General features: G+C 37.5%; 20 protein-coding genes. 14 read left to right on the plus strand and 6 right to left on the minus strand.

Annotated elements, in window-relative coordinates; all coding sequences use genetic code 11:
- The first annotated feature begins 381 nt into the window (after window positions 1–381).
- From FSB76_RS02060 to FSB76_RS02120, 13 genes are all read left to right on the plus strand, one after another.
- Entirely contained in the window at window positions 382–2,076 is a 1,695-nt protein-coding gene (locus tag FSB76_RS02060; protein ID WP_147051944.1) for a capsule assembly Wzi family protein, read from the plus strand.
- Between the two features lie 152 nt (window positions 2,077–2,228).
- A complete protein-coding gene (locus FSB76_RS02065; RefSeq protein ID WP_147051945.1) occupies window positions 2,229–4,709 on the plus strand; it encodes an SLBB domain-containing protein in 2,481 nt (826 codons plus the stop codon).
- 40 nt (window positions 4,710–4,749) lie between these two features.
- Window positions 4,750–5,826, plus strand: a complete 1,077-nt coding sequence (locus tag FSB76_RS02070; RefSeq protein WP_147051946.1) for a GumC domain-containing protein — start codon at window positions 4,750–4,752, stop codon at window positions 5,824–5,826.
- 21 nt (window positions 5,827–5,847) lie between these two features.
- A complete protein-coding gene (locus FSB76_RS02075) occupies window positions 5,848–7,200 on the plus strand; it encodes an oligosaccharide flippase family protein (RefSeq protein ID WP_147051947.1) in 1,353 nt (450 codons plus the stop codon).
- A 7-nt stretch (window positions 7,201–7,207) separates the two neighbouring features.
- Window positions 7,208–7,816 (plus strand): acyltransferase, encoded by a 609-nt coding sequence (locus FSB76_RS02080; protein ID WP_147051948.1) that lies wholly within the window; start codon window positions 7,208–7,210, stop codon window positions 7,814–7,816.
- 30 nt (window positions 7,817–7,846) lie between these two features.
- The gene (locus tag FSB76_RS02085) at window positions 7,847–8,740 is read left to right on the plus strand and encodes an NAD-dependent epimerase/dehydratase family protein (protein ID WP_225976390.1); all 894 of its coding nucleotides are present in this window, start codon (window positions 7,847–7,849) and stop codon (window positions 8,738–8,740) included.
- Complete coding sequence (locus tag FSB76_RS02090; protein ID WP_147051949.1) at window positions 8,719–9,873, plus strand: glycosyltransferase family 4 protein; 1,155 nt, start codon at window positions 8,719–8,721, stop codon at window positions 9,871–9,873. The genes FSB76_RS02085 and FSB76_RS02090 overlap by 22 nt, the downstream gene beginning before the upstream one ends.
- Window positions 9,874–10,492: 619 nt before the next feature.
- Window positions 10,493–11,239 carry an O-antigen ligase family protein gene (locus FSB76_RS32020; RefSeq protein WP_158642819.1) on the plus strand — a complete coding sequence of 249 codons (747 nt, stop codon included), beginning with the start codon at window positions 10,493–10,495 and terminating at the stop codon, window positions 11,237–11,239.
- 12 nt (window positions 11,240–11,251) lie between these two features.
- Complete coding sequence (locus FSB76_RS02100) at window positions 11,252–12,067, plus strand: glycosyltransferase family 2 protein (RefSeq protein WP_147051951.1); 816 nt, start codon at window positions 11,252–11,254, stop codon at window positions 12,065–12,067.
- A gap of 194 nt (window positions 12,068–12,261) precedes the next feature.
- Window positions 12,262–13,116, plus strand: coding sequence for a glycosyl hydrolase 53 family protein (locus FSB76_RS02105; RefSeq protein ID WP_158642820.1), 855 nt, complete (start codon window positions 12,262–12,264; stop codon window positions 13,114–13,116).
- A 7-nt stretch (window positions 13,117–13,123) separates the two neighbouring features.
- Window positions 13,124–14,176: a glycosyltransferase family 4 protein gene (locus FSB76_RS02110; protein ID WP_147051953.1), complete on the plus strand. Its 1,053-nt coding sequence runs from the start codon at window positions 13,124–13,126 to the stop codon at window positions 14,174–14,176.
- Window positions 14,177–14,349: 173 nt separating this feature from the next.
- Window positions 14,350–15,459 (plus strand): glycosyltransferase family 9 protein, encoded by a 1,110-nt coding sequence (locus tag FSB76_RS02115; protein WP_147051954.1) that lies wholly within the window; start codon window positions 14,350–14,352, stop codon window positions 15,457–15,459.
- A gap of 261 nt (window positions 15,460–15,720) precedes the next feature.
- Window positions 15,721–17,070 carry a sugar transferase gene (locus tag FSB76_RS02120; RefSeq protein WP_147051955.1) on the plus strand — a complete coding sequence of 450 codons (1,350 nt, stop codon included), beginning with the start codon at window positions 15,721–15,723 and terminating at the stop codon, window positions 17,068–17,070.
- A gap of 296 nt (window positions 17,071–17,366) precedes the next feature.
- Here the strand turns inward: FSB76_RS02120 and FSB76_RS02125 are convergent, their stop codons facing one another.
- Window positions 17,367–19,019: a UxaA family hydrolase gene (locus FSB76_RS02125; RefSeq protein WP_147051956.1), complete on the minus strand. Its 1,653-nt coding sequence runs from the start codon at window positions 19,017–19,019 to the stop codon at window positions 17,367–17,369.
- A 30-nt stretch (window positions 19,020–19,049) separates the two neighbouring features.
- The gene (locus FSB76_RS02130; RefSeq protein ID WP_147051957.1) at window positions 19,050–20,519 is read right to left on the minus strand and encodes a tagaturonate reductase; all 1,470 of its coding nucleotides are present in this window, start codon (window positions 20,517–20,519) and stop codon (window positions 19,050–19,052) included.
- A gap of 439 nt (window positions 20,520–20,958) precedes the next feature.
- Between FSB76_RS02130 and FSB76_RS02135 the strand changes: the two genes are divergently transcribed.
- The gene (locus FSB76_RS02135) at window positions 20,959–21,990 is read left to right on the plus strand and encodes a LacI family DNA-binding transcriptional regulator (RefSeq protein WP_147051958.1); all 1,032 of its coding nucleotides are present in this window, start codon (window positions 20,959–20,961) and stop codon (window positions 21,988–21,990) included.
- 122 nt (window positions 21,991–22,112) lie between these two features.
- Here the strand turns inward: FSB76_RS02135 and FSB76_RS02140 are convergent, their stop codons facing one another.
- The 4 genes from FSB76_RS02140 to FSB76_RS02155 all read right to left on the minus strand — a co-directional run bounded on the left by FSB76_RS02140 (window position 22,113) and on the right by FSB76_RS02155 (window position 26,189).
- Window positions 22,113–23,453 (minus strand): OmpA family protein, encoded by a 1,341-nt coding sequence (locus tag FSB76_RS02140; RefSeq protein ID WP_147051959.1) that lies wholly within the window; start codon window positions 23,451–23,453, stop codon window positions 22,113–22,115.
- A 700-nt stretch (window positions 23,454–24,153) separates the two neighbouring features.
- Complete coding sequence (locus FSB76_RS02145) at window positions 24,154–24,714, minus strand: DUF4199 domain-containing protein (RefSeq protein WP_147051960.1); 561 nt, start codon at window positions 24,712–24,714, stop codon at window positions 24,154–24,156.
- A 200-nt stretch (window positions 24,715–24,914) separates the two neighbouring features.
- Window positions 24,915–25,490: a DUF4199 domain-containing protein gene (locus tag FSB76_RS02150; protein ID WP_147051961.1), complete on the minus strand. Its 576-nt coding sequence runs from the start codon at window positions 25,488–25,490 to the stop codon at window positions 24,915–24,917.
- A 30-nt stretch (window positions 25,491–25,520) separates the two neighbouring features.
- Entirely contained in the window at window positions 25,521–26,189 is a 669-nt protein-coding gene (locus FSB76_RS02155; protein WP_147051962.1) for a hypothetical protein, read from the minus strand.
- Window positions 26,190–26,192: the final 3 nt, after the last annotated feature.

Below are 26,192 nucleotides of genomic sequence, written 5' to 3' on the forward strand. Positions count from 1 at the left end.
AAGCAATGATATTGCTTAAGCAAGCTGTTGAAAATATGCTTAAACATTACGGCGGCTTCATCACAATACTTCAAAACGGTATTTGCCTAAACCCTTACGTGTTATCTTCGGGATTTATTTAACCACGTTGTTTCAAAATGCTGCGTATAAACGTACGGGGTATCGGGCCTTGATAATTATTTAATATTTATTCAAGGTCAAACATCAATATTCGTTCGTTATATTTAAAATATCGTTTACTTTAGCCCTATTAAATGTTAAACTGTTAGCAATAGAATCTTTTTTTAATAGATAATGAAATATTAAATCAAAAAAAATGTTATAATGCTAATTGAAGTAGTTTCCGATCCGTCGAAAAAAAAATAATAATTTATAAATATTATGCTGCCTACTACCTACACCTTATCTTTAAAAAAAACATTGTTAATAATTTCCCTATCCTCCATTACTGCACTGCGAAGTTATGCGCAAACTGTTTCCGTTGGTTCTTATACTGAGGATGTTGCACGCAGGGAGCAAATTTTGGGAAAGAACAACAATCCATTTTCTTTCACTATTCGCCCTGTAAACAGTCATTGGAGCAGTGATGGGGCAGACTCCGTAATTCAGAAAATGGTGGGAAGTAATCAATATGCAAAATTCACTTTCATGGGTATTCCATCAGGAATACAAGCACTGCCTTTTAATTGGCTAAATGAGTATAACCTTAAAAGGCCATATGGATATAACAATGGCTCGTTGTATCCTAACGCTGGCTATCAAACTATGGTCAGCGGAGGTTTTTTACTGAGGGCGGGCATCCTAAACATACAGGTTAAACCAGAATTAGTTTACGCCCAAAACAAAAGGTTTGACACTTTTGCTGATGCACAGTCGGCCAATAATTCTCCCGCGCTTATGGCTGCGTATTTTAGCACAATAAACGGCATCGATGCTCCTGAAAGATTTGGAAATAATGCTATAAAACATTTGTACCCGGGACAATCTAAAATAACACTAAATTATAAGGGCGTTGAAGCAGGTGCATCAACAGAAAATTTATGGTGGGGCCCCGGTATAAAAAACTCCATTATGATGAGTAACTCGGCGCCCGGCTTTTTGCACTGGACATTTAATTCGGCAAAACCCCTTAAAACGATAATAGGCTCGTTTGAATGGCAATTGATAGGCGGAAGCTTAAAACAATCAGGCTTTGCGCCCGATGATGTAAGTAAGTTAATTTATGGCAGCAACCTATATAGCGCAAAACCTAAGGTTACCCGTTACGCTTCTGCCTATACCATTAACTGGCAGCCTAAGTGGTTAAAAGGGCTGTATTTAGGAGTAAGCAGCTATACTTATATGGATAAGGATTCTATGTATAATAAAAAAAACATAGTTAAAAAATTATTCCCGGTAATTACAGGCTCGTCCCTGGCAGCAAATGACGTTAACAATGCAACAAAGGGCGATGGACAAGACTTTGCTTATGCGTTTAACATCAGACAACTTTTACCACTTTACCAGGCCGAAATTTATTTTGAATGGGCACGAAACGACAGATCGGCCAATGCCAATGATTTTATTCAAGACCCGGGTCATTCGTCGGCCTATACGCTGGGCGGCAGGAAACTATTTGAGTTAGGAAATGATACCTATTTGCAATTGAAAACCGAAATAACTTCCCTTCAAAGGTCACCCAGCTTTTTGGTAAGAGACGAACCAACCTGGTACGAACATCTTCAAAGCCCCAGAGACGGATATACAAACAACGGACGTTATATTGGCGCCGGCATTGGGCCCGGAGGAAGTAGTTTTGTGCTGGATGTCAGCTATTTAAAACAAATAAATTCTTATGGTGTTATACTCGAAAGGCAATTACATAACGATGATTTGTATTACAGTGCATTTGCGGGCACTGGTACTTACAACTTGCATTGGGTTGATCTTTCGAGCACCTTTTACAGCAATGTTAAATTAAAAAGATACCTTATCTCGGCAGCAATTTCGCCGGTTTACTCCTTGAATTACGAATATAAAAATGGTGATAGCTTCAATTTACATGCAAGAATTAACGTCACTTACTTTTTCAACTGATTGATATAGTTGTTGTTATTTGTCGTTTTTTGAGATGGAATTAACTTTTAACTAAAAAAACATCATCGTTCTTAATAATCTCAATTTAGTTTACTTTTGCAAAATAGTATCGCCTACTCCAATATTATATTAATTGCCTTTAATGGTTACTTATGAATAAATTTCGCCTTCGTCTGTTTTTAATTGGTTTCACCATTTTTTGTTGTTCAGCTAAATTTGTTTCTGCTCAAACCAATCTGCAAAATATATCATCAATCAACGTCGACGATGTTTCAGATCAACAGTTGACCCAGGTGCTGCAACAAGCCCAAAATGCCGGGTTAAGCGATGCTGATTTAATACAGCAGGCACAAAACAGGGGCATGTCGGCAGGCCAGGCGCAAAAATTACAATCGAGGATAAAGAATATTCGCAGTAAATCGGGTGTATCGCAATCAAACACGGCGGATACTACCGCCGCCCAGGGAACGCGACAACTTAACTACCAACCCGATAACAGTGACACGTCATCAGTACATAAGGATATATTTGAAGGGCTTAAACCGAAAATTTTCGGGGCCGATATTTTTAAAAACAAAAACAATTCATTTGAGCCAAACCTTAAGCTGGCTACCCCGGTAAATTACATTGTTGGGCCTAATGATCAGCTCAACATCAATGTTTATGGCAGCTCATTAGTAAACTGGAAACTTGAAGTGTCTCCCGAAGGCAATATCAATATACCAGGTGTAGGTGTTTTAAATGTTGGTGGCAAAACTATTGAGCAAGCTACCTTAGCCATAAAAAGCAGGCTTGCTGCAAATAACTATGCAGTTGGCCGTGGCACAAGCGTTCAGGTTACCCTGGGAAACATCAGGAGCATAAAAGTAATTATTATTGGGCAGGTGGCCAAGCCTGGTACCTATACCCTATCATCGCTCGCAACGGTTTTCAACGCGCTTTACATGGCCGGTGGCCCAACTGATAATGGCACTTTAAGGCAAATTGAAATAATCAGGAACAACCGCATTATAAGGCATCTTGATGTTTATGATTTCCTGGTGAAGGGAGATCAAAAAAACAATATCGCTTTGCAGGATCAGGATATTGTGCGTGTACCTACGTATAGAACAAGAGTTGAATTGACCGGGCAGGTAAAAATCCCGGCATTATTCGAAGTTTTGCCGGGCGAAAGTTTGGACGACATCATAAACTATGCAGGCGGCTTTACCGATAGCGCCTATACTGCACGCATAAAGGTTTCGCAGATAAGTGACCAGCAAAGGAAAATAACGGATGTTGTAGAAGCTGATTATAAAAACTATATACCGCTGAGAGGGGACAAATACACTATTGAATCGGTTATCAACCGTTTTGAAAACAGGGTTGCTATTTACGGAGCCGTTTTTAAGCCTGGCGAATACGAGCTGCAAAACGGCTTAACTTTAAATCAGTTAATTGAGAAAGCAGCAGGTTTAAAAGAAGATGCCTTTACAGATAGGGGTACAATTACACGCCTAAAACCTGATAACAGCACCGAGATGATAGGTTTTAACGTAAAAGATGTGATTAATAAAACAGTCACTATCCCGTTACAGCGTGAAGACGTTATTAACATATCATCTATTTTTGATTTGCGTGATAAATATATAGTTATTATTAACGGCAGTGTACGGAGGCCTGGAAAGTTTGCGTTCTCTGAAAACATGAAAGTAGAAGATCTTATTTTGAAAGCGGGTGGCTTTGCAGAGGGCGCCAGCACCAGGCGAATTGAAGTAGCCAGGAGAATTTCTGATGCCGATCCGTCATCAAAAAGCAGTGCTGTGGCACAAGTTTTTAGTGTAAATATCGATGGCCCGTTAAAGCCGAATGATGCTAATTTTGTTTTGAATCCATTTGATATCGTATCTATATATAGTTTGCCGGGCTACGAAAAACAAAAAACAGTTAAAGTTGAAGGTGAAGTATTATACCCTGGATCGTACACCATTAAGAGCAAAAACGAAAAAGTATCTGACCTGATTGCGCGGGCTGGTGGGCTAACTGCATCGGCAGATGTTGAAGGCGGCTCATTAAAAAGAGAAAATATTGCCATATTGGGTATTGATAAAAACAAGGCAGATACTGCAGCCCTGACGCTGGAACGGGCAGCGATGGCAAACAGGCTTAAAAGAACTTATAAGGATTCCACAACAAATGCCGATGCGCAGCAACGCAATAACTACGTAGGGATTGATCTTGGCACAATTTTAAAAACGCCAGGCTCAAAAGGCGATTTATTGCTGGAAGATGGCGACATTTTACGGGTACCTAAACAGCAACAAGTTGTTCGTGTTAACGGCCAGGTGCTTTATCCAAGTGCGGTAGTTTATGATAGTTCAAAATCGTTTAATGATTTTGTATCTAACGCCGGAGGCTACAGTCCGGAGGCGCTCCGAAGAGGGGCCTACATTGTATATCCTAATGGGACTGTAAAGGGTACCACGAAATTTTTATTCTTTAACAATCACCCGTCGGTAAAACCAGGGAGTGAAATTTATGTACCCAAAAAACCGGCTTCTAAAGGCAATTCGCTGCAAACCATTTTAGGCTTAACAACGGGGTTAGCTTCCATAGGTGCAATTATTTTGGGGATACTGACACTGAGTAAATAACAAATTATTCATAATTGTTTTATAAGTTACATAGCATTACATGCAGGAAAAAGATAAAACTGAAACTGATAGCATCGCTGTTAAGGAAGTTGTAATGAAGTTAAAAAGGTTGATAAAACTCTTGGCCAGTAGATGGACTTTTATTCTGCTTTGGGGCTGTATTATGGGAGGTGCAAGCCTATGTTACTCCATTTTTAAGAAAGATGTTTATACCGGCACATGTACATTTGTACTCGAAGACAAAAGCCAGGGCGGTTTAATTAGCCAATATGCGGGATTGGCGTCATTAGCAGGAATTGATTTGCCAGGCGGTAGTGACGGTATTTTTTCTGGAGAAAATATTTTTGCGCTATATCGGTCAAGATTAATGATAGAAAAAACCTTGTTAACAGAGGCTGATTTTAATGGGAAGAAAAGCCTGCTAATTGACAGGTTTATAAAGTTTAACAAACTAAGGACCAGGTGGAAAAACAAGGACAAGATAGATAGCATAGCCTTTACCGGTGATCCTCAAAAATTTAACAGAAAACAAGATAGCATCGTAACTGATATAGTTGACATAATAAATAAGAAATATTTGGATGTTAAAAAATCAGATAAAAAGTTAAGCATTATCGAAGTTGACGTAAAATCGATCGACGAACTTTTTTCAAAGGAGTTTACAAATAAACTGGTTGAAAATGTTAACCAATTTTATGTAGCCACCAAAACAAAAAAAACTTTCCAGAATTTACAAACTTTACAAAGGCAAGCCGATAGTGTCAGGATTGTATTAAATAATGCAATAAGTGGCGTCGCATCAGCAATAGATGCTGCTCCTAATGCCAACCCTGCTTTATTATCATTAAGAGTACCGTCGCAAAAAAAGCAAATTGATGTGCAGGCGAGTACGGCGATCTATAGTGAGATAGTTAAAAACCTTGAAATTTCTAAAATATCTTTCAGGCAGGAAAAACCATTAATACAAGTAGTGGACCCACCTGTTTTGCCTTTACCGGTTGACCATTTGGGCAAAATAAAAGCAGTTGTAATAGGGTTTATTTTAGGTTTATTTATAGCGATTATCATCGTGTTGGTTAAAAGAACTTACCGGATTATCATCTTTAATTTTAATTAATGAAGCACTGATACTCTGTATATGACCTTACTTAAAAAAATCTTTCAATCGCAAGATGCCAGGAGCAAAACAGTAGCTAAGAACGTATTTTTTTCCTTATTCATAAAAATAGCGAACATACTGATAAACTTCCTTACTATCCCATTGGTGCTAAGTTTTTTAAATACCACTCAATACGGTATCTGGCTTACCTTAACCGCTGTGTTGGGTTGGTTTTCGTTATTTGATTTAGGTTTTGGGAATGGATTGCGTAATCATTTAACAATATCCATTTCAAAAAATAATGATATCGAAAGTAAGATTTATGTATCTACAACATACGCTGCTTTAAGTGTCATATTTGGCATATTGATAATCATCTTTTTACTGATCAATCCGTTTATTGATTGGACGTTGGTATTTAATGCTCCGGCAAAAATGTCGCGCGATTTAAACAACGCTGTTTTAATTGCGATTTGCCTTTTATTTGTTCAATTTGTTTTACGGCTTATAAATACTGTGTTACTGTCTGTTCAGCGTTCCGCAATGGCCGATTTTATAAACTCATTAGTGCAGCTACTAATATTGGGCGGAATTTTTTTTCTAAAAACAACAAAAAACAATTCCTTAACGGCTATTGCCATAGTTTATTCCATCACCCCTATCATTGTTTTTTTATTAATTAGTTTTATACTATTTGTAAAAAGATATAAGTTTCTAACACCATCGATAAAATTTGTAAGAGTTAGTTACGCAAAGAATCTTTTACAAATTGGCTTAAACTTTTTTATAATTCAAATAGCTGCATTAGTTCTGTATGCCTCAGATAACTTTATTATAGCTCAATTATTTGCGCCCGCGGATGTTACCGTGTATAATATCTCGTTTAAGTATTTTAGTATCATAAACATTTTATTTACAATTATAATGGTGCCGTTTTGGTCAATGACCACACATTCTTTTGCTGCCGGCGATTATTCATGGATAAAAAAAACGGTAAAAAAGCTTGTTTTTATTTGGGGGATATTAGCAATATGCTGTATGGTACAGGCAGCAGTAGCTAATCCGTTGTATAAGTTATGGACAAATAATAAAGTGCTGGTTCCGTTAAACTTAACTATAGTTATGTGTGTATATGTTATAACAACCAATTGGGGTGCCATCTTTTCAAATTTTTTAAATGGAGTGGGTAAGGTTAGGGTTCAACTTTACCTGTCCATCGGCGGCATGATAATTAACATCCCGATGGCTGTTTTTTTTGTCAGGTATTGTCATGCAGGAATAATAGGAATACCGTTGGCAACAATTATCACAATGATAATCGCCAATATTTTTTCATCGATACAGTATAAAAAGATAATTAGCGCCACAGCTACGGGTATCTGGAATAAATGAGTAAGCCATGAATAAATTTTTATTTTTTTTTATACGGGCTTTTAAAAAGGTCTTAAACAAGTTGAATGATATTGAACATCGCGCAAATTGCAATAGGTACGTTACCAACAATGGAACTACTTTTTTAGAAAGTGCACGAATCGTTAACATGACTAATGATAAGGATCGTATAGTTGTTGGCACAGGAACTTTTATTTTGGGCGAGCTTCTTGTTTTTGCTTATGGTGGTAAAATTAAAATAGGCAACAATTGTTATGTTGGCATCGGTAGTCGCGTATGGTCTGGCGAAGATGTAACAATAGGCAATGATGTACTTATTTCCCATAACGTAAACATAGTGGATACCACCGCTCATGAACTTGATTATATTGAAAGAGCCGCAACATATATAAAATTGCTAAAAGAGGGACATCCAAAAGAAAAAGGGACGATAGTTACAAAACCAATTGTAATTGAAGATCATGTTTGGATAAATTTCAATGTGATCATATTAAAAGGGGTAACAATTGGACGTGGAGCTATCGTTGCCGCAGGTGCTGTTGTTACCAAAGATGTACCTCCTTTTGTTTTAGTTGGTGGCAACCCTGCCAGGGTTCTGAAAAAATTAATTGAATAGTTAAAAGAGATTTAATTATCTGATAAAGAAATGATGAAAATATTAGTTATTGGCTCAAAGGGGTTTATTGGTGCTCACACTTGCCGTTTTTTCTCAACGGAGCACGATGTATGGGGCGCAGATGTAATTGATGTCAGCGAAAAAAATTATATTTTTCTTAATAAGCAAAATACTAATTTTGAGCAGATATTTTTAACACATGCTTTTGATTTTTGCATAAATGCCAGTGGTAACGGAAGTGTGCCCGTTTCAATAAATCAACCTGTTTTTGATTTTGAACTTAATGTTACCAATACTATAAAGTTGTTAGATGCTATCAGGGTGCACAATCCCGACTGTAAATTTATCAACATGTCATCGGCAGCAGTGTATGGCAATCCTGCTCAAATACCTGTTAAAGAAACGCTACAGGCAAACCCTTTATCGCCATATGGATGGCATAAGTTGTATTCAGAACATATTTGCAAAGAGTATTATTATTTATACAACCTGAAAACAATTAATTTGAGATTGTTTTCTGTTTATGGCGAATTTTTAAAAAAGCAACTATTTTGGGATACTTATCAAAAAGCCCTAAGATCTAAAAACATTGAACTGTTTGGATCCGGGTTCGAAACCAGGGATTTTATTTATATCTCAGACTTAATGAATGCAATTAATTGTATAATTAAGCGCGGGCTTTTTAATGGTGAAGCAGTTAACATTGCGTCAGGCATACAAACCACTATAAAGGAAGCCGCAGAAACATTCTGCCGCGCTATTGATCCTGAGCTTGTTATTACATTTAATAATATTGTTAAACCAGGTGATCCGCTGAACTGGAAAGCAGATATTTCTATCGTCAGAAGTTTTGGGTTCGAACCTAAAGTTAATATTGAAGAAGGGTTAATTAATACAGCAAAATGGTTGAAAGAAAACAAGTAGCATTAATTTATGACTACGATGCGAATTGGATTGGCGGAACTTATTACATTCTTAACATTATCAAAGCACTCGGTTTTTTGCCCGATGCAGAAAAACCGCAGATAAACCTTTATCATGACCATTCAGATTTGTTAACGGATATCATCGACATTAACTATCCGTATATAAATTATATTGGTTTTAACTATAAACCAAGCCGGAGGCTGGTAACTGTTAATAATATTTTTTTATTACTATTCGGTAAGGAGTTAGCAACGGTAGATTTGCCGGGCAAGTCTGTTCAAAACTTCTACTATCGAAAATTTTATATCAATACAAAAAACATTAATAAATATTATTGCTGGATACCCGATTTTCAGGATCTTTATTTACCACATTTTTTTAAAAAGCGAGAACTTAAATTACGTTTTTTACATTATAAGCGAATGGTTGATAAGCAGGAGCCTATCGTTTTTAGCAGCCAATCGGCATTAAACGACCTTGATAAGTTTTTCCCGCAAAATACCAACCACAAAAAAGTTTTAAGATTTGTTAGCACATCTAACCCTAATTTTAAATTGCTTTCTATAGCCGATCTTAAAGTTAAATTTGGCATCAAAGGTGATTACCTCATTACGTCTAATCAATTTTGGCGGCATAAAAACCACATGGTTGTACTACAAGCCTTTGAAGCCTTAACTAATGAGTTTCCGGACATTCAGCTTGTTTTAACTGGAAAAGAATATGATCACCGCGATCCTAATTATACGCAGGACTTAAAAGAGTATGTTAGGATCAATAATTTGGATAAGAAGGTGCTCTTCTTAGGCTTTATTGATAGAGAGGAGCAATTAAAGTTGATGAGTGACAGCATCGCCGTTATCCAGCCATCTTTATTTGAAGGATGGAGTACAGTTGTTGAAGACGCCAAATTTTTAAATAAGTGCATTATCTGTTCTGATATTCCTGTACACCGAGAACAGTTGCCAGATTCCACTCTATTTTTCAATCCGCATGATGCTACGGACTTAAAAAAACAGATAGTAGCTGTTTTAAATAAAACAATTGTTTTCAATATCAATTACGATCATCAAACCGCTGTAATTGATTTTGCAAGAAACTTTCTGGACATATTTTATGACAAACAGGTGTAATAACACTAAATAAACCTTTAATATATTTCAGAATATGTGGTGGTAATGCTTTTAACAACAAGCATATGACTCCTGATAGCTGAACCGGCAGTACCGCAATAAGCGTTATTTCAAACACATGACCAGCGAGATTAAAAAGTATAACGTTGAATTCATTTCCGAGTACATCCTGGCTGCATTTATGGTGTATGCAAATGGCTCGTGGTTATTATTTGAATTCCCAACTGCAGTTAAGCTGTTAATGTACGTTTTGCTTACCGCATACCTATTGTATGACGCATTTAGTAAAAAACTGATATCTTATCCCAATGCGATTGTTATATTTTTGGCTGTATTCCCACTTTTGTCAAAGGTGGTTAATATTTCAAAAGACCCTGACCTGGTAAATACCTTTTCTACCCTAATACTTTATCTTATATTGGGCTTCTATAGGAAAAAGTTACTTTTCTCTATCCTTGATAAATACGCGCAGATTATTTTTTTTCTATGCATAGTTAGTGTTGTTCTCGGCTCCGTTTTTTTAGTTAATTATTCATTATTAAGCGTCTTTCCTGTACACTATAATGAACTGTTCGCAGATATAAACGGATATTATAATTTGATAATTTATACCGATAGGGTGAATAACGATTTTAGGGTACAAAGTATTTTTTGGGAACCTGGTGCCTGGGTATTTAATGAAGTTTTTGCTTTGTTTTGGTATATATATATTCGTAAGGAGACGAAAGGTATTTTAATTTATTTATATAGTATTTTTTTAACACTCTCCACAACCGGGTTTATTTTGCTAATCATCATTGCCACAGATATATTCCTGTTTTCAAAAGATAAGAAATTAAAAAGAAGATTGATGCTTGTTTTTGTGTCTATTATTTCAATTGTAGTTTTTTTAAGCCTCCTTATTTCCGTGGTCACAGATGTTAATGTTGGTGAGATACTTTATGTTCAAACTGTCGATAAATTATTCACACAAGACAACATAAGCGCTGCCAATTCTGCAAATGATCGGCTCGACGCTACACTTAGCGCATTTAAAATCGCGACTGAGAACCCGATATTTGGAATTGGCAAGCAACAGGCTGAAAACACATTGTTTGTTACGTCGTCTATTTCTGAGCTTTGTTATCAACTTGGGTTTATATACTTGTTTGTATACCTATGCTTTTTTAGAGTAACGTTTAAAAAGATAAACTTTTTTATTTCAATCCCTTTTTTATTGGTGTTGTTAAACGGCGAGGCTTATTCAAGTTATATTTTGAGTTCGCTTATATTAATATACGGTGCTAAAGATAGTTTTCTTGATAAAATACTTCATCCGGTTAGCTATAGCAGCATATTAGACGATGACGGCGGTTTGTTAACCTGATAACATGAATTTATGAACGAATTGAATAAGGAAAAAGAGCAGCCTTTGGTATCCATAATTACCATCGTTTACAATGGCGACGCTTACATTGAACAATGCATTCAAAGCATCGTTAATCAAGTATATAAAAAAATCCAATACATAATTATTGATGGCGGATCTACAGACAATTCTATTAACATTATTAACAAATATCGTACGCACATAGATGTTTTTGTAACGGAAAAAGACAGGGGCATTAGTGACGCATTTAACAAAGGAATTCAAAAAGCCACAGGTGATATCATTGGCATCCTTAACAGTGATGATATATATAATGAATTTGCAGTGCAAAGTGTTGTAGACGCTTATTTGGCTAATGAAAAGAAGGAAGCTGTTTACTATGGCGATATTTTGTACTTTAACGATAAAAACAGTTTTGAGCTGATTGCTGACGCTGATAGATTATGGAGGGTAATGTCTATTTTTCATCCCTCCACTTTCATTTGTAAGTCGATATACGATAGGTTAGGTGGGTATTTGGAAGAGTTTAAATACGCTATGGACAGCGAATTCATTCACCGCTGTTTGTTCAATAAAATACCATTTATCCACATAAATAAAACGCTGGCCAATTTCAGGCTGGCCGGGACCAGCGACAGAAACTATAAAAAAAGTCACAAAGAGTTTTATTTATCGGTAAAAAAATACAATTACGGACTATATGCCGAGTGGTATTTTTATTGGAATGTGTTCAAAAAAATAGTGCTGAATACTACAATCGGGCAATATTTAAACAAAAGACGGGATTTGTTATCGTGGCTGTTGGCCGGTAAGTTAAAAAAATAAAATCAGGTATGTTCAATATGTCGTATTATATAAAAGCTATCCTTTTTTTATTTTCCTGTTTCGCAGTAGTCATAACATGTTGTTTTTTCTGTTACAAAAAAGACCTCAGTTTACCAACTAAAGAAACCATAGAAAAAACAAAACTAACTATCGGAATAAACGGGCACCCTCTTAACCAGCTGGCTTATACAAAAATGTCGTTATCAACGCAATTTGAGATTCTGAAAAAAAAGAAATTCAGGCAATATAGATTTGATGTGCCAATTGATTATAACGGCAACATCAAAAATGAGGCGACTTTTTTTGAAATGACAACAATAGCGCAACAAAATAAAATTGATTTGTTGCCTATGATATACATGCTTGGGTTGAATTTCAATGACGATGAAACTTCATCGTTTGATAAAGGATACCTGATATGCGACACATTTGTTAAAAAATATGGCGCTTATATTAATTATTATGAATTAGGTAATGAAGAGGATTTACTCATTACAAAAAGCGGCACCTCAGGTAGTGATCCTGAAGATTATGACCAGGATAAGTTAAAGGTGGTTGCTGCTTTTTGGAAAGGAATGATTGCGGCTATAAAGCATCAAAAGCCCGATGCTAAGATTATTATAAATACAGGGGGATGGTTCCATTATGTTTTTTTTGACCTGTTAACAAAACACAATGTTGCTTATGACATAATAGGCTATCACTGGTATTCAAAAATGGACGAGTACGCCCAAAGTGTTCATGTAGATCTGTTAGATATTCTATCTAAAAAATTTCACAAGCCTATTTGGCTTACCGAAATAAATCAATCAAACGGAAGCGATTTATATACCGAAGGAAAACAAGCGGCCTGGATAAAAGCTTTTATAAATACGTGCCGTGGATACCCCCTGGTAAAAGCTGTATTTATATACGAGTTGTTAGACGAACCTGACTTACCAAATGTTGACGAAAGCGAACGGCATTATGGAATTATAAAATGGACAACAAAAAGTAAATCAAATTTAAACGACTGGCATTACAAAAAGGCAGCTCAAATTTTTGATTAATAAGGCTATGGATATCATTATAAACGCGCGTTTCCTTACCCAAAAACTAACTGGGGTACAACGCTTTGCAATAGAAATTGCAAAGCAATTAAAAGTGTTGATACCTATGGTTAGGTTTGTTGCGCCATCAAACATAATTCACCATCACCTGGCAGAAGAATTTGATGTGCTGATAATAGGAAAACGCAGAGGTGTTGTTTGGGAACAAATTGATTTGCCAATATTTTTAAAAAAAAATGGGAACCCCTTTTTAGTAAACTTGTGTAATGCAGCGCCCATTTTTTATGGCAATCAAGCTATCACGCTACACGATGTTGCATTTTTGGTAAATCCAGATTGGTTTAATAAAAACTTTGTGAGATTTTACAAATTTCTGATTCCAAGGATTGCTAAAAAAGCCCGAATAGTTTTCACTGTCAGTGATTTCTCAAAGTCGGAAATTGTGAAGTACATTGGAATTAATCCGCTAAAAATAAAAGTAATATATAATGGAATATCAGACTTATCGACACCAATATACACCGCAGAAGCCTACGGAAATTACATTTTGACAGTTGGGTCTATAGAAAAAAGAAAAAATATCCTCACCCTCATAGAAGCCTTTAACGAAATGCCCAATGAAGGCATCAAACTTGTTATTGTTGGGGATGTTAGTCCAATTTTCAATAACCAGGGAAACGAAATGATGAAAACCAACGGAAACGTGGTATTTGCCGGCCGTGTTGACGATGCTCATTTAGCTGGCTTGTACACAAACGCGCAAATGTTTATCTATCCCAGTTTATATGAAGGATTCGGCATTCCTCCTTTAGAAGCTATGGCCTATGGGTGTCCAACTATTGTATCTGATATTGATAGCTTAAAAGAAGTATGTGCAGAAGCCAGCCTGTACATAAATCCTCAAAGCAGCAAAAGTATTTCAGAAGGGATTATGTTGCTAAAGAATGATGAAGTATTGCGAAATAACTTTATTGTAAAAGGTAAAAGAAATATCGCCCGTTTTAGCTGGCAACTTTCTGCCCGGCTAATAGTTGATTCAATAACCTCTTTATCTGACTAACCTTGAAGGCTGCATTGATAGTGCACCACTGGCTTTCAATTGACGGCTATAAAGAGAATATTTAGGAAGCAATTTGAGCTTGTTGCAGCTTTATTGTGCTGGAGCAGATAATTTCAGACTATTATTAAAGTAAGTGTTTTAATTCATCACAAAATAAAAAACGGTTCTGTTATATGGAGAAAGGCAATAAATTATTTCACAAATTAGATCGTTGGGTCGGGATACCTTTAGTAATGCTTTTAGGGGCATTTAAACGCCGAAAAGCGATTCGGCCTATAACACCTAATGCCCGCCTGGCCATACTTAACCTGGGCTCTATTGGCGACAATGTATTAATGTCGGCAGTTATTGCGGATTTAATATCTCAATATCCTGGTATCAGTATAACCGCCTTTACCGGCAATACCAACTACCAAATAGTTAAATTAATACCAGGGATAGATGAAACCATTAAGCTGTCGATAACAAATGTTTCCAAGTCATATAATTTAATCAGAAGCAGTGGCCGCTTTAATTTGCTTATTGATTTTGGCCCATGGCCAAGATTAAACTCTATTTTTGCCGCCTTTTTTAAAGCCGATCAAAAGATTGGCTTTAACTCAAAAAATCAATTCCGGCATTATGTTTATGATATTCCGGTAACACACTCGGCAAAATTACATGAAATTGATAATTTCAGAAACTTAATAAGTGCCCTATATAATGGTAATCCGCATGAGCCGATATTATCAATTATACCAAGTGATAACTCCACTCAGTTAATAAAACAAATGGGGAAATACTGTGTTATTCACCCCTGGCCGGGAGGATATAAAAGTTATATGAAAGAATGGCCTTTAAATTATTGGGTTGAGTTAATTAATAAAATCAGTACGGAATTTGACTGGATAGTAATAACTGGCGCACCTTCAGATATCGAAAAATCGGCTGAACTGTTCAGTCTTGCAAAAAAAATGCACAAAGTATCCGTTGCTGATCTTAGCGGAAAACTTAGCTTACAGGAGTTGGTACATTTTATTTCCGCATCTTATTTAACCATTTCAGTTAATACCGGTGTTGCGCATATCACTGCTGCATTAAATAAAAATCAAGTTTGCTTACATGGACCTACTAATGTATTGCGCTGGAGACCATACAACAAAAATACCGTTTCAATTGTTCCGATTACTGGTCATTTTGGCTATCTAAACTATGGTTATGAGTACAATGGCGTCAAAGAGAACTGCATGGAAAATATTACAGTAGATATGGTTTATGATGCCTTAAAAGTTTTTAAAAGCTAAATATTAACGACCCAATTGCATTTAATTACAACGAAATTATTGAAAACGTTATTACGTTTTCTACCGACGGTTGAAAAAAAGGGAATTTCGAATTATATAATGAGCACAAAAAAATAAAAAAAGTTGTTCTTTTAATAAAAAAAATAAAACTTTATTGTCGCATTTAAGGTTTATCATTCGTAATAGTAGTAATTGTTATCATTTTGGCATAATTAGTGCTTTATTAATGAAAAAATATTACATTTGTGCATCCTTAACCTTATGAATATAAGATACTCAAAACTCGTCCCGGTAATCACCTTTATCAGTGATCTAATATTATTAAATATTTGCATACAATGTGCTCATTTATTGGTATTTAACTACTTCTCCAATGAGGTAAATTCATCCATTTTTTTACTTCTGGTTAATATGGCATGGATTTCTATTGCTTCGCTAACTAAAAATTATGTTATTCACCGGCCATTGGTATTTAGCCATAGTGTTAACCGGATTCTGTCTTCGCTTATTTACCATTCATTAGCGGTGCTTGGCGTTGTTTACTTTTTTAAGTTTTTTGAGGTTAGCCGGTGGGAAATTCTTTTTACCTATACCTTATTTCTTTCGCTGATACTATTACAAAGGGCCGCTATCTTTTTCATTCTTGATTACATCAGGAAAAAAGGTTACAACAGAAGGCATATTCTTTTAATTGGTGACGATAACATAGCAGATAGATTAAAAAGAACATTTTATAATCACCCCGAGTATGGTTACCATTTTATAGATTTTATCCCGGAAGAAACCACCCAGGATCTTCCTGAAGAAAAAGTGCTCGATATTTTTTTTGAAAAACAGGCCGACGAGATATTTGTGTGTTATAAGAGCATCCAGCCGTCTTTGTTACAAAAACTGGTAGATAAAGGTGATGAAAAGAAAGTTAAAATAAAGTTTGTTTCTGACCTGTTCCTAACCAATAATTTCGCGAATGTTATAAACTACGATAACCTTCCCGTTATCCAGCTTACATCAAAGCCGGAACTTGCCTTAAAAATTGTGGTTTTTAAACGGAGTTTTGATATCATATTTTCTGCTTCTGTAATGATAATTGGTTTTCCGGTATTTATATTATTAATGCTCATAACCAAATTGACGTCAAAAGGTCCTATTTTTTATCGACAGGAGAGGATGGGAAGAGATCTTAAACCGTTTTACATTTATAAATTCCGGAGTATGTTTGTAAACTCCGAGGCATTAGGGCCGCAATTATCAAGTGATGGCGATCCGCGAATTACCAAGTGGGGAAGTATTATCAGAAAATCAAGACTTGACGAATTACCACAATTTTGGAACGTTATTAAAGGGGACATGTCTATTGTTGGGCCAAGGCCTGAAAGGCAGTTTTTTATCGAACAACTTATAGAAAAATCCCCCAATTACAAAAAACTTTTCAGTTTAAAGCCCGGTCTTACATCTATGGGTCAGGTAAATTACGGATATGCAGAAAATTTAGAACAAATGCGTGACAGGGTTAGATACGATTTAGTTTATTTGAAAAACGTTTCGTTAAACAACGACTTGAATATCATTTTAAAAACAGTGCAGGTTATGGTGCAATTGAAAGGGAAATAACATCAAAGGGTTTATCTCGCTACCGAGTGCATTGTAACAAGTACCGGAATAACCACTTAAGGCAACCGGAAACATTAAAGCCAATTAAATATTTATACTTAATTGGCTTTTTTGATTGCGGTAAAATAGTTTCTGATAGTGTTCTTAATCAGATGATTTCATTGAGATAAGCACCAGTGATAAAGCTTCTTAAACAAGCGATTTACGCAGAATCAAAGGTTTGAAAAACCCTTATGTTTTGACGCTTTTGGGCTATCTTGATTTCTGGCTCTTAATTCTTAGTAATTGTAAATATACTACAAGGATACCCCTCTTTTCCACGGGATAAAGTCATCCTGTCCATGCCTTACCGCACTTACTTCAATTTCGCCGCTTGCTACTTTAATTACGTAGTCCAGTATCCTTTCGCCTGCCTGTTCAATAGTTTCATCGCCTTCAACTATAGTACCAGTATTAATGTCGATGATATCGCTCATCCTGTTAAATAAGGTGGTGTTTGTGGCTATCTTAACAACCGGGGCTATCGGGTTGCCGGTTGGTGTCCCCAACCCGGTTGTGAACAAAACTATATTAGCCCCCGAACCAACTTCAGCCGTGGTTGATTCCACATCATTACCGGGTGTACAAAGCAAATTTAAACCCGGTTTGGTAACTTTTTCGGGATAATCAAGCACATCGGCCACAGGTGATGTACCGCCTTTTTTTGCGGCCCCGGCAGATTTGATGGCATCGGTTATTAAACCGTCTTTTATATTGCCCGGCGATGGGTTCATATAAAAGCCAGAGCCTGCTTCCTCGGCCCGTTGGCTATAACTGCTCACCAGGCTGGCAAAACGCTCGGCTTTATTTTTATCCAAACAACGGTCAATCAGGTTTTGCTCAACACCGCATAATTCAGGAAATTCGGCCAGGATAACCGAACCGCCCAACGCCACCAACAGATCCGATGTGTAGCCAATTGCTGGGTTAGCCGAAATACCCGAAAAGCCATCTGATCCCCCGCATTCCAGTCCTATAATAAGTTTACTTAATGGTGCCGGCTTACGAAAGTTTGCATTGGCCTGCATTAAGCCGGCTAAAGTTTGCCGGATGGCCAGTTCCATCAGGTCGGCCTCTTTCCCGATTTTTTGCTGATCAAGTATATATAACGGCTTATTGAAGTTTGGCGAGCGTTTACTGATCTCTTCCTGCAACGTCTTCACCTCGGCATTCTGGCATCCCAGGCTTAATACGGTAGCACCTGCTACATTAGGATGGGTAATATAGCCGGCCAGTAGGCCGCACAAGGTAGTTGAGTCCTGGCGTGTACCTCCACAGCCTCCGGTATGCGATAAAAACTTAATACCATCAACATTCTGGAATAGCTTAGTACCGGTTGCCTGGGCAGTGTCACCATTAATTTCGGTATACAATACTTCATTGATCTCTCCGCCGGCTTTAATCATACCTATCAGTTGTTGGGCTTTTATTTCATATGTTTTTTTGCGCCCATAACCCAAAGGCTTTACCAGCGCTTCCTGCAATACCTCAATATTGCGGTTCTCGCAAAACACCATTGGTACCACAAGCCAGTAATTGGCTGTACCCACGCTACCATCCTCCCGGTGATAGCCGTTAAATGTTTGGCTTTGCCATTTGCTTACGTTTGGCTTATGCCAATCGGTGTGGCTTGTGCCAGTTAAAAAACTGTTGGCAGCATGTACTACGTTGCCTGTTGAGAGCAAACCACCGACGGGAATGGGACTTTTTGCCTTACCCACCAAAACGCCATACATGATAATTTCGCCGCCTTGTGGAATATCGGCAATTGCAAACTTATGCTTGGCTGGTATAAATTCAAGCAATTTATAACTATTCCCCTTATATTCAACCTCTTCGCCTGGCTGTAAATCGACCAGGGCTACCAGTACATTATCGGCAGGATGTACTTTTATAATTCGTTGTTTCATTGTTTTAATTTTAATTGTACGGCGATGTGTTTATCCTTTGTTAATTTGGTTAAACTGTTCTGTCACCGCTGTAGTAAAACCAGGTAAAATGCCCAGGTCGGCATCCCACAGGTCTTTATTCTTTAATATATTTTTGATTACAGCATCGCTATCGGAGGTTTCCCACACCTTTGCAAAATAGGCCGCCTGGCTGTCTGTAACATGATATTCCAGATCGTTTATGTTTCCGATATATTGCCCCCCATCCCCTGCTTTAACATGCATAAAACGAATAAAGGCGGCAAACCCCTTTGCCATACATGCCGGCACTGTATTGTTTAATTTGTAATAATTTAATAATAACGGAATAACCCGCATTTTAATTTTGGTGGAGTATTGCACCGAAATGCTTAACCACTCATGCCTGATATACGGATTGCGGAACCTATCCAACACCTTGTTTGTAAAATCGGCTGCTACAACGTCATCAATTTTATAAGGGATAGCAGGCCTGATCTCTTCAAACACCAGTTGCGTAATAAACTTTGTAAACTGTGCATCGTCCATTGCCTCTTTAACCGTTTTAAAACCCGATAGATAAGCAAAAGCACAGCATAGTGTGTGTGTACCGTTTAGCAACCTTAACTTTAACTCCCTGAATAATTCAATATCAGGCGTTATCACCACACCTTCATCAACCTGGCCAAATGACAATACTTCTTTTATTTTATCATCACCCTCAATGGCCCACAAACTATATGTTTCGGCCATAATGGCAAGATTATCGGTATAGCCATTACTGCTCTCTAATTCATCTTTCGATGCACTATCCGGGCGACCAGGCACAATCCTGTCAACCAACGAATTGCAGAACCTGTTACTACTTTCCAGCCAATCCATAAAGTCGGGCTCCAGTTTATTCAAATGGGCCAATTCTAATACAATCGCCTCCAGTTTTTTGCCGTTATCAACAATAAGCTCGGTTGGAATTATTACCAGGCCACTATCGGCATCGCCGTTAAAAGCCATATAACGCTCATACAAAACAGCCAATAGCTTGCCCGGAAACGAAGCCGGCGGGTGTTTACGCACATCTTCTTTTACCAGCTTAATACCTACTTCGGTGGTGTTAGATATGATCACTTTTAATTTGGCACTCCTGGCAACGTCTAAAATCTCGTCCCATTCATTAGCTGCAGAAAGCACTCGGCTTATAGCCGACGAAATTATCTGCTCGCTTACTTCCTTACCATTTACAATTCCTTTTGAATAAATGGTATACAAATTATCCTGTTTATCAAAATCATCAACAGTACCTGTATCTGTTGATTTTACAACAACCACTCTGCCATTAAAAATTCCGTTACGATTGGCCTTATCAATAAAATAATCGGGCAGTCCTCTTAAAAGCACTCCCGTGCCAAATTGTAGTACTTTTTCCGGCAGTTCAAAAAGATGTTCGGCCGGTAATTCAATGGCACTTGTGTTTATTTTTTTAAGGTTATACTTTGAAAGGATCATATTTTGTTTGATTGGGGTATTTATAATTTATTTTTTTTTGATAAAATCTAACCGGTCATTAGCAGCATTGCTGTTTGCAAACTACAGCGGCAGCTTCCGGCCATCTAAGTTTCATTGTAAAACCATGGATCGCTCGCAGCAAATAATGCGAATTTGCCATACTTAACCGGAGGGGGAATTTAACGCTACATGTAGCTGCGAACAAGTTAGGACGATGCCACCGACAATTCATCAACAAGATTAACGGCTCTCGGCTATAAAAAAAAGCATTTGACCAACTAAAAACACGCAATCGTTCCCAGTAACGTTTGCGTAATTTTTGGCGATATAGGAGAACACAACAAATCCCGGTTTTTACGATAACTTAGTCGTAAAATAATTTCTTAATATTTGAAAACGTTTGATCTTGCTGTAATTTGCACGATCAGAGAACCAAATTATGTTTGAATCTTATACCATTAAGGACATTGCAAAGGCTTTGGGTGTTTCAACATCCACAGTATCAAGGGCATTAAAGGGCAGCTACGAAATTGGCGCCGAAACTAAAAAACTTGTCCAGGAGTATGCGGAGAAGGTGAACTACCGCCCTAACCCTATTGCCTTAAGTTTGAAAGATCAAAAAAGCCATTCTATTGGTGTTGTGGTGTGCGAGGTAGCCAATGATTATTTCTCGCAGGCCATCAATGGCATCGAATCTATTGCTTATAACCTTGGCTATCATGTTATTATTACGCAAACCCACGAATCATTTGACAGGGAAACGGTTAACGTACAGCACTTGCTTTCAAGACATGTTGATGGTTTGCTTGTTTCTCTATCTGCCCAAACAACAGATACATCGCAATATAAATATCTTCATGAAAAAGGGTTCCCCATAGTATTTTTTGACAGAATAGCTGCGGATATTAATACACATAGGGTAGTTGCTGATAATTTTAAGGGAGCATTTGATGCTACAGAACTTTTGATAAAATCCGGATTTAAAAAAATAGCGCACCTAACCAATTCAAATAACTTATCGATAACGGTTGAAAGACTTAACGGCTTTAAAGCAGCCCTGGCTAAGCACGGTATCGAATTTAAACCTGGTTATTTAAAAAATTGCGAGCATGGCGGGATGATTTATGACGAAATTGAATTTGCCGTAAAAGCTTTGTTAGCTATGGATGACCGGCCCGAAGCCGTTTTTATAGGCAGCGACAGGCTGACCATTAATTGCATGTCTATTTTAAAAAAATTGGGTGTAAAAGTACCGGATGATTTAGCTTTGGCCGGCTTTACCAACTCGGAGGTTGTTGATTTATTTGACCCGCCGCTCACTGTAGTCCGCCAGCCGGCTTTCCAGATAGGACAAAAAGCCACAGAACTGCTTATAAAAACCATTGAGAGCAAATGGCCGGTTGAAGACTTTACAACCGAGCGGGTGGATACGTTGTTAATTGAAAGATTATCGTCGCAAAAATTAAAATAACAGTATTCCTTTAGATGCGATTAATAACTGTTAGGCTTTAATCATTTAAAAAAAGTTGTATAAACGTAAGAAAGCCCCGGGTTATCCGGGGCTTTCGCAAAATAATATTTAATTAAACATTATTACTTTTTAAACTGAACGCGACGGTTTAATACACGACCCTCTTCTGTTGAGTTATCAGCAATTGGCTTAGTTTCGCCATAGCCTTTGATTTTTACTTTTTTAGCATCAACACCTGAGTTAACTAAGTAAGTTTTTACAGAGTTAGCACGATCTTTCGATAAAGACATGTTGTGCGCAGCTGTACCTTCAGATGAAGCAAAACCATCAACTTCGATTTTGGCACCCGAAGCACGCAGATCAGCCGATGTGGCATCTAATACCGGGTAAGATGAAGTACGTAATACCGAGCTGTCAAATTCAAACTGGATGTTTGAGTAAGCAGTTGCAGGAGCTTTAGCAGCTAATGCAGATGAATCTGGTTTAGGGAATACGATAACGCAACCAGAACCATCAACTACGCTGCCTGCAGCAGTACCTGGGCATTTGTCAAACTGATCGGCAACACCATCACCATCCGAATCTTTTTTCAGGTCGCTAACCGCAGTTTCAACATTGGTAACACGGCCTTTCAAAGCCTCAACTTCCTGGCGTAAGGCTGCATCGTACAATTCATCATACATTTGTGCAACCGGGTTAACCCATGTTAAGTTCTGTTTTGATTTTGAACCTAAAGTAAACTCTAAACCACCATAGGTATAAGAATAGTGACTAAAATTAGGGTAAGTGTGAATAGCGCCAAAGTTATAACCTTGTACGAAGCTGATTGTGTAGCCGAAATTTAAAGCTACCGCGTCAGACAGTCTGAACTTTACGCCTGCACCAACCGGAGCAAACAGTTCTTTAATGGTTTTATCGCCCCATGGGTTAGTAACCGGACTTCCGCCAACAGGAGTGTTTTCTTTAACTTTATATAAGTCTAAACCTAAACCAGCAGAACCATAAAAGTTAACGCTGTTTTTACGGTGTAAAAAGCTAACACTTGCAATGTTGAACACACCGCTTATCGCTCCCGAGTTGAACGATGTTTTGTATTCTGTGTAACCAAATTTTTCAGTACCTTCTTTATCAATACCATGCACTTTGCCGCCTAAGTAATCTAACTGTAAGCTAAAGGTGTGCGATAATTGCTGCCTTAAATACAATCCATAACCCAAATCAACTTTAAATTTGTTGGTAGTGTTAATGGTAAACGGAACAAGCCCATCAGTGATACCGGCGCTAACACCGATGCTGAATGTGTTGTACTGGCCAATACCACCAAATACCTTGGCGGTAGAAGTTTCAGAAGACATTGTTGTAGTTGCTGTTTTGGTGGAATCGGTTTGGGCAGTAGCCATACCTACAACCATCAAAGAAGCAAATGATAATGCGACTGTTTTCTTTAATGTAGAGTAATTCATAGTTGTTTTGTTGTTGTTTTTTTGGCTTTTCAAAAGCCTTTATAATCACCTATAACTTAAAAAAAAGCAAATTGTTTCGAAAAAGGAAAATTGATTTATAGTTATGAAATTAAAAGAACCAATTGGTTGAATTTTCATTCAGATATCGAATCAATTACACTTACCATCTTCGTTTTCAATTTACTTGTTTTGTTATTTTGCTCTTTTGCAAAAAGAACGCCAAAAAACAAAAACATACGCTTTTAGGCTAACACTTTAGGTACCTTAACAATGTGTCATTCGGAAAAATGAGGGCGATTTAGTCAAAAAAAAGTAAGCCGCCAGCGAAAAATAATAAATGACTGAAAAGTTATTTTTATTTTAAGTACATAAACTGTCTGTATTAGGATACAGTGTTAGTATACAGTTAAACGACGGCTTGGATCTGTGCAATTTTTAAAGTATTTAACCGGGCGCAGGCAAGACATCGAAAATCATTCGTCTGTTATCATTAATATGCCAAAAAAACTGGCATAATACCCGGCGCTTTTATGTTACCGACAAACGTTACCTGGACCAGGATAATAAAAAGTCCCGACACTTAACCCCGTTACCATTCATTACCCGCTATACACAATGTATTCTGTATAGTCGGGAAAGCAAAACAGGCCTTTCTTTTTCAGAAAAGGCCTGTTGAATTGTTATAAGATCAGTTGTATTATTACACGGTTGAATCGAGCGGCTGTGGTTCATCATATCCGGCATTCAGAAACGGAGGGCGCTCTTTTTTGAATATGGCAGCTGTAATAAGCGCGATGATTACTCCCATAATTATAGTACCTATCAAGCCAAAAACAGCCATAATTCCAGGTTTCATGAATTTACGCGTCATGGACATCGCTGTATCAATTTGATCCTGGGACATGCCTTTTGCTTGTAATTGTGCCTCTGACGATGCAAGTATTTTTTCAACCATTTCCGGGCTTAGAATAGCAAAGTACAGGTATGTAAAAATAGCAGCGAGTATACCCATAAAAACGGAGTATAACAGCCCGGCCTGAAAACCCTGGCCATAAGTTAAATATCCTCCAAGCTGATCGCGATATTCTTTTTGAGAGAGGCACAAAAACGTAATAAATGGGATATAGCTTATCCACCTTAATTTTGAATTAGGGTCGATATTCGATAAATCGAAGGCGTAAGTAAGTATTATTGATGTTACTACGCCAATCAACGCCCATTTTATTGCGGGGGCAGACGGGCTGGCTTTTTTTTCTTCCATGAGATTGTAGGTTTATTTTTTGTTTCCCTAAATTAACTAATATTTTAGAAATCCGCTATGCCACCCTACATTTATTTGATACCTGCCGGCAACTTCAACTGCTGTACTGCTTACTGTACAAATTAAAAAAGGCCTTCCCGGATGGGGAAAGGCCTGCAAAAATCATATCTACTTATTGGTTATATCGACGCGCCGCCTGTTCAGGTCCTATAAACCTGCTGTTCGTTTTTAAAAAATGCGGCAAAAATCAGGGCCAACACAAACAGAAATATAATACTAATTCCTAACGATTGAATTTGCTGTCCTACAGTGATATTTTTTTCGCCCTCTAACGCCTTTTTCATATCACTTATCTTAGCATCCACATCCTTTGCGTTTGCAGGGTTTTCGGCCTTCAATTTATTTAGTGCAGCAATCATTGCCGTCTCTGTTTTTTGCAGCATATCAGGCTCAATAACTTTGGCAAAAACATTGTCTTTAATTATAAACACTAATAAGTACGAAGCAAAAAACATGATAAAAATACAGGTTGTTGCCTGGCGCACATTCCAGTACCCCCCTATTTTTTTTCTGAGACTCATACAAAACAAAATGGCTATCCCAATTGGCAACACATACGAAAACAGCACCGAGCCAACGGTTACTGTAACAGCAGTTTTTGCCACCAGTATCATAAAATAAAAATAAATGATACTTACAACAGATAACACACACCCCAAAATCAACCCGTTGATTAATCCTTGTACTTTTATTTTTTTGTTTATCTCTTCGCTCATGCTTACATGTAATTAAGGCAACCTAACTGCCTATTGAAAATTGATCAGGATCTCTAAAACAGCCATATCAAAATCAGCTTCCAATGCGTTTTCGGCTATAATAGCCTTTGCCTCGGGCGATGGATCGATATTTTGAAAAAAGCACATTACCGGGTAAAACAGTTCGGCCAGTTCAGAGTCTTCGGGCAAGCTGTTGGCTACGTTTGCAATTTCTTCTACCGGGCTTTCCATCAATATCTGGTTAGCTATAATAGGCTCGTAAATGCGGTATTCGTCCTGGAACTCGTCTTCATCAACCAATAAAAATTCTTTCAGGTAATCTTCCAACTCGGGCTCAATATCCTCGTCTTCACACTCGTTTAAGTACAGGAGCAGGTTTAACAGCTCGGTACCGCGGTCAAGGGTTTGTTCTTCAATATCTTCCCACTCGGGGGTATCCAGGTAATCTTCTTCCAGTTTTTTTACATCGGCGCTAAAAAAGTTGATCATCAGCAGATCAAAAAACACCTCGCGCAGCACCTCAACCTGTGGGTTGTTGTCAAATACCTCGTCCAAAGCGTCAACCTTTGTGAGGAAATCCTCGTCGGAAATAAAAACATCGCCGAAATCGCCGGTTAATACGGTTGCATCAAAGCTGTTATATTTAGAAAATGCCTCTAAGGCAGCCTGGAAGGCCGTTTCTATTTTTGGATCTATCATGTT

It is taken from the genome of Mucilaginibacter ginsenosidivorax (assembly GCF_007971525.1).
Classification (GTDB): domain Bacteria; phylum Bacteroidota; class Bacteroidia; order Sphingobacteriales; family Sphingobacteriaceae; genus Mucilaginibacter; species Mucilaginibacter ginsenosidivorax.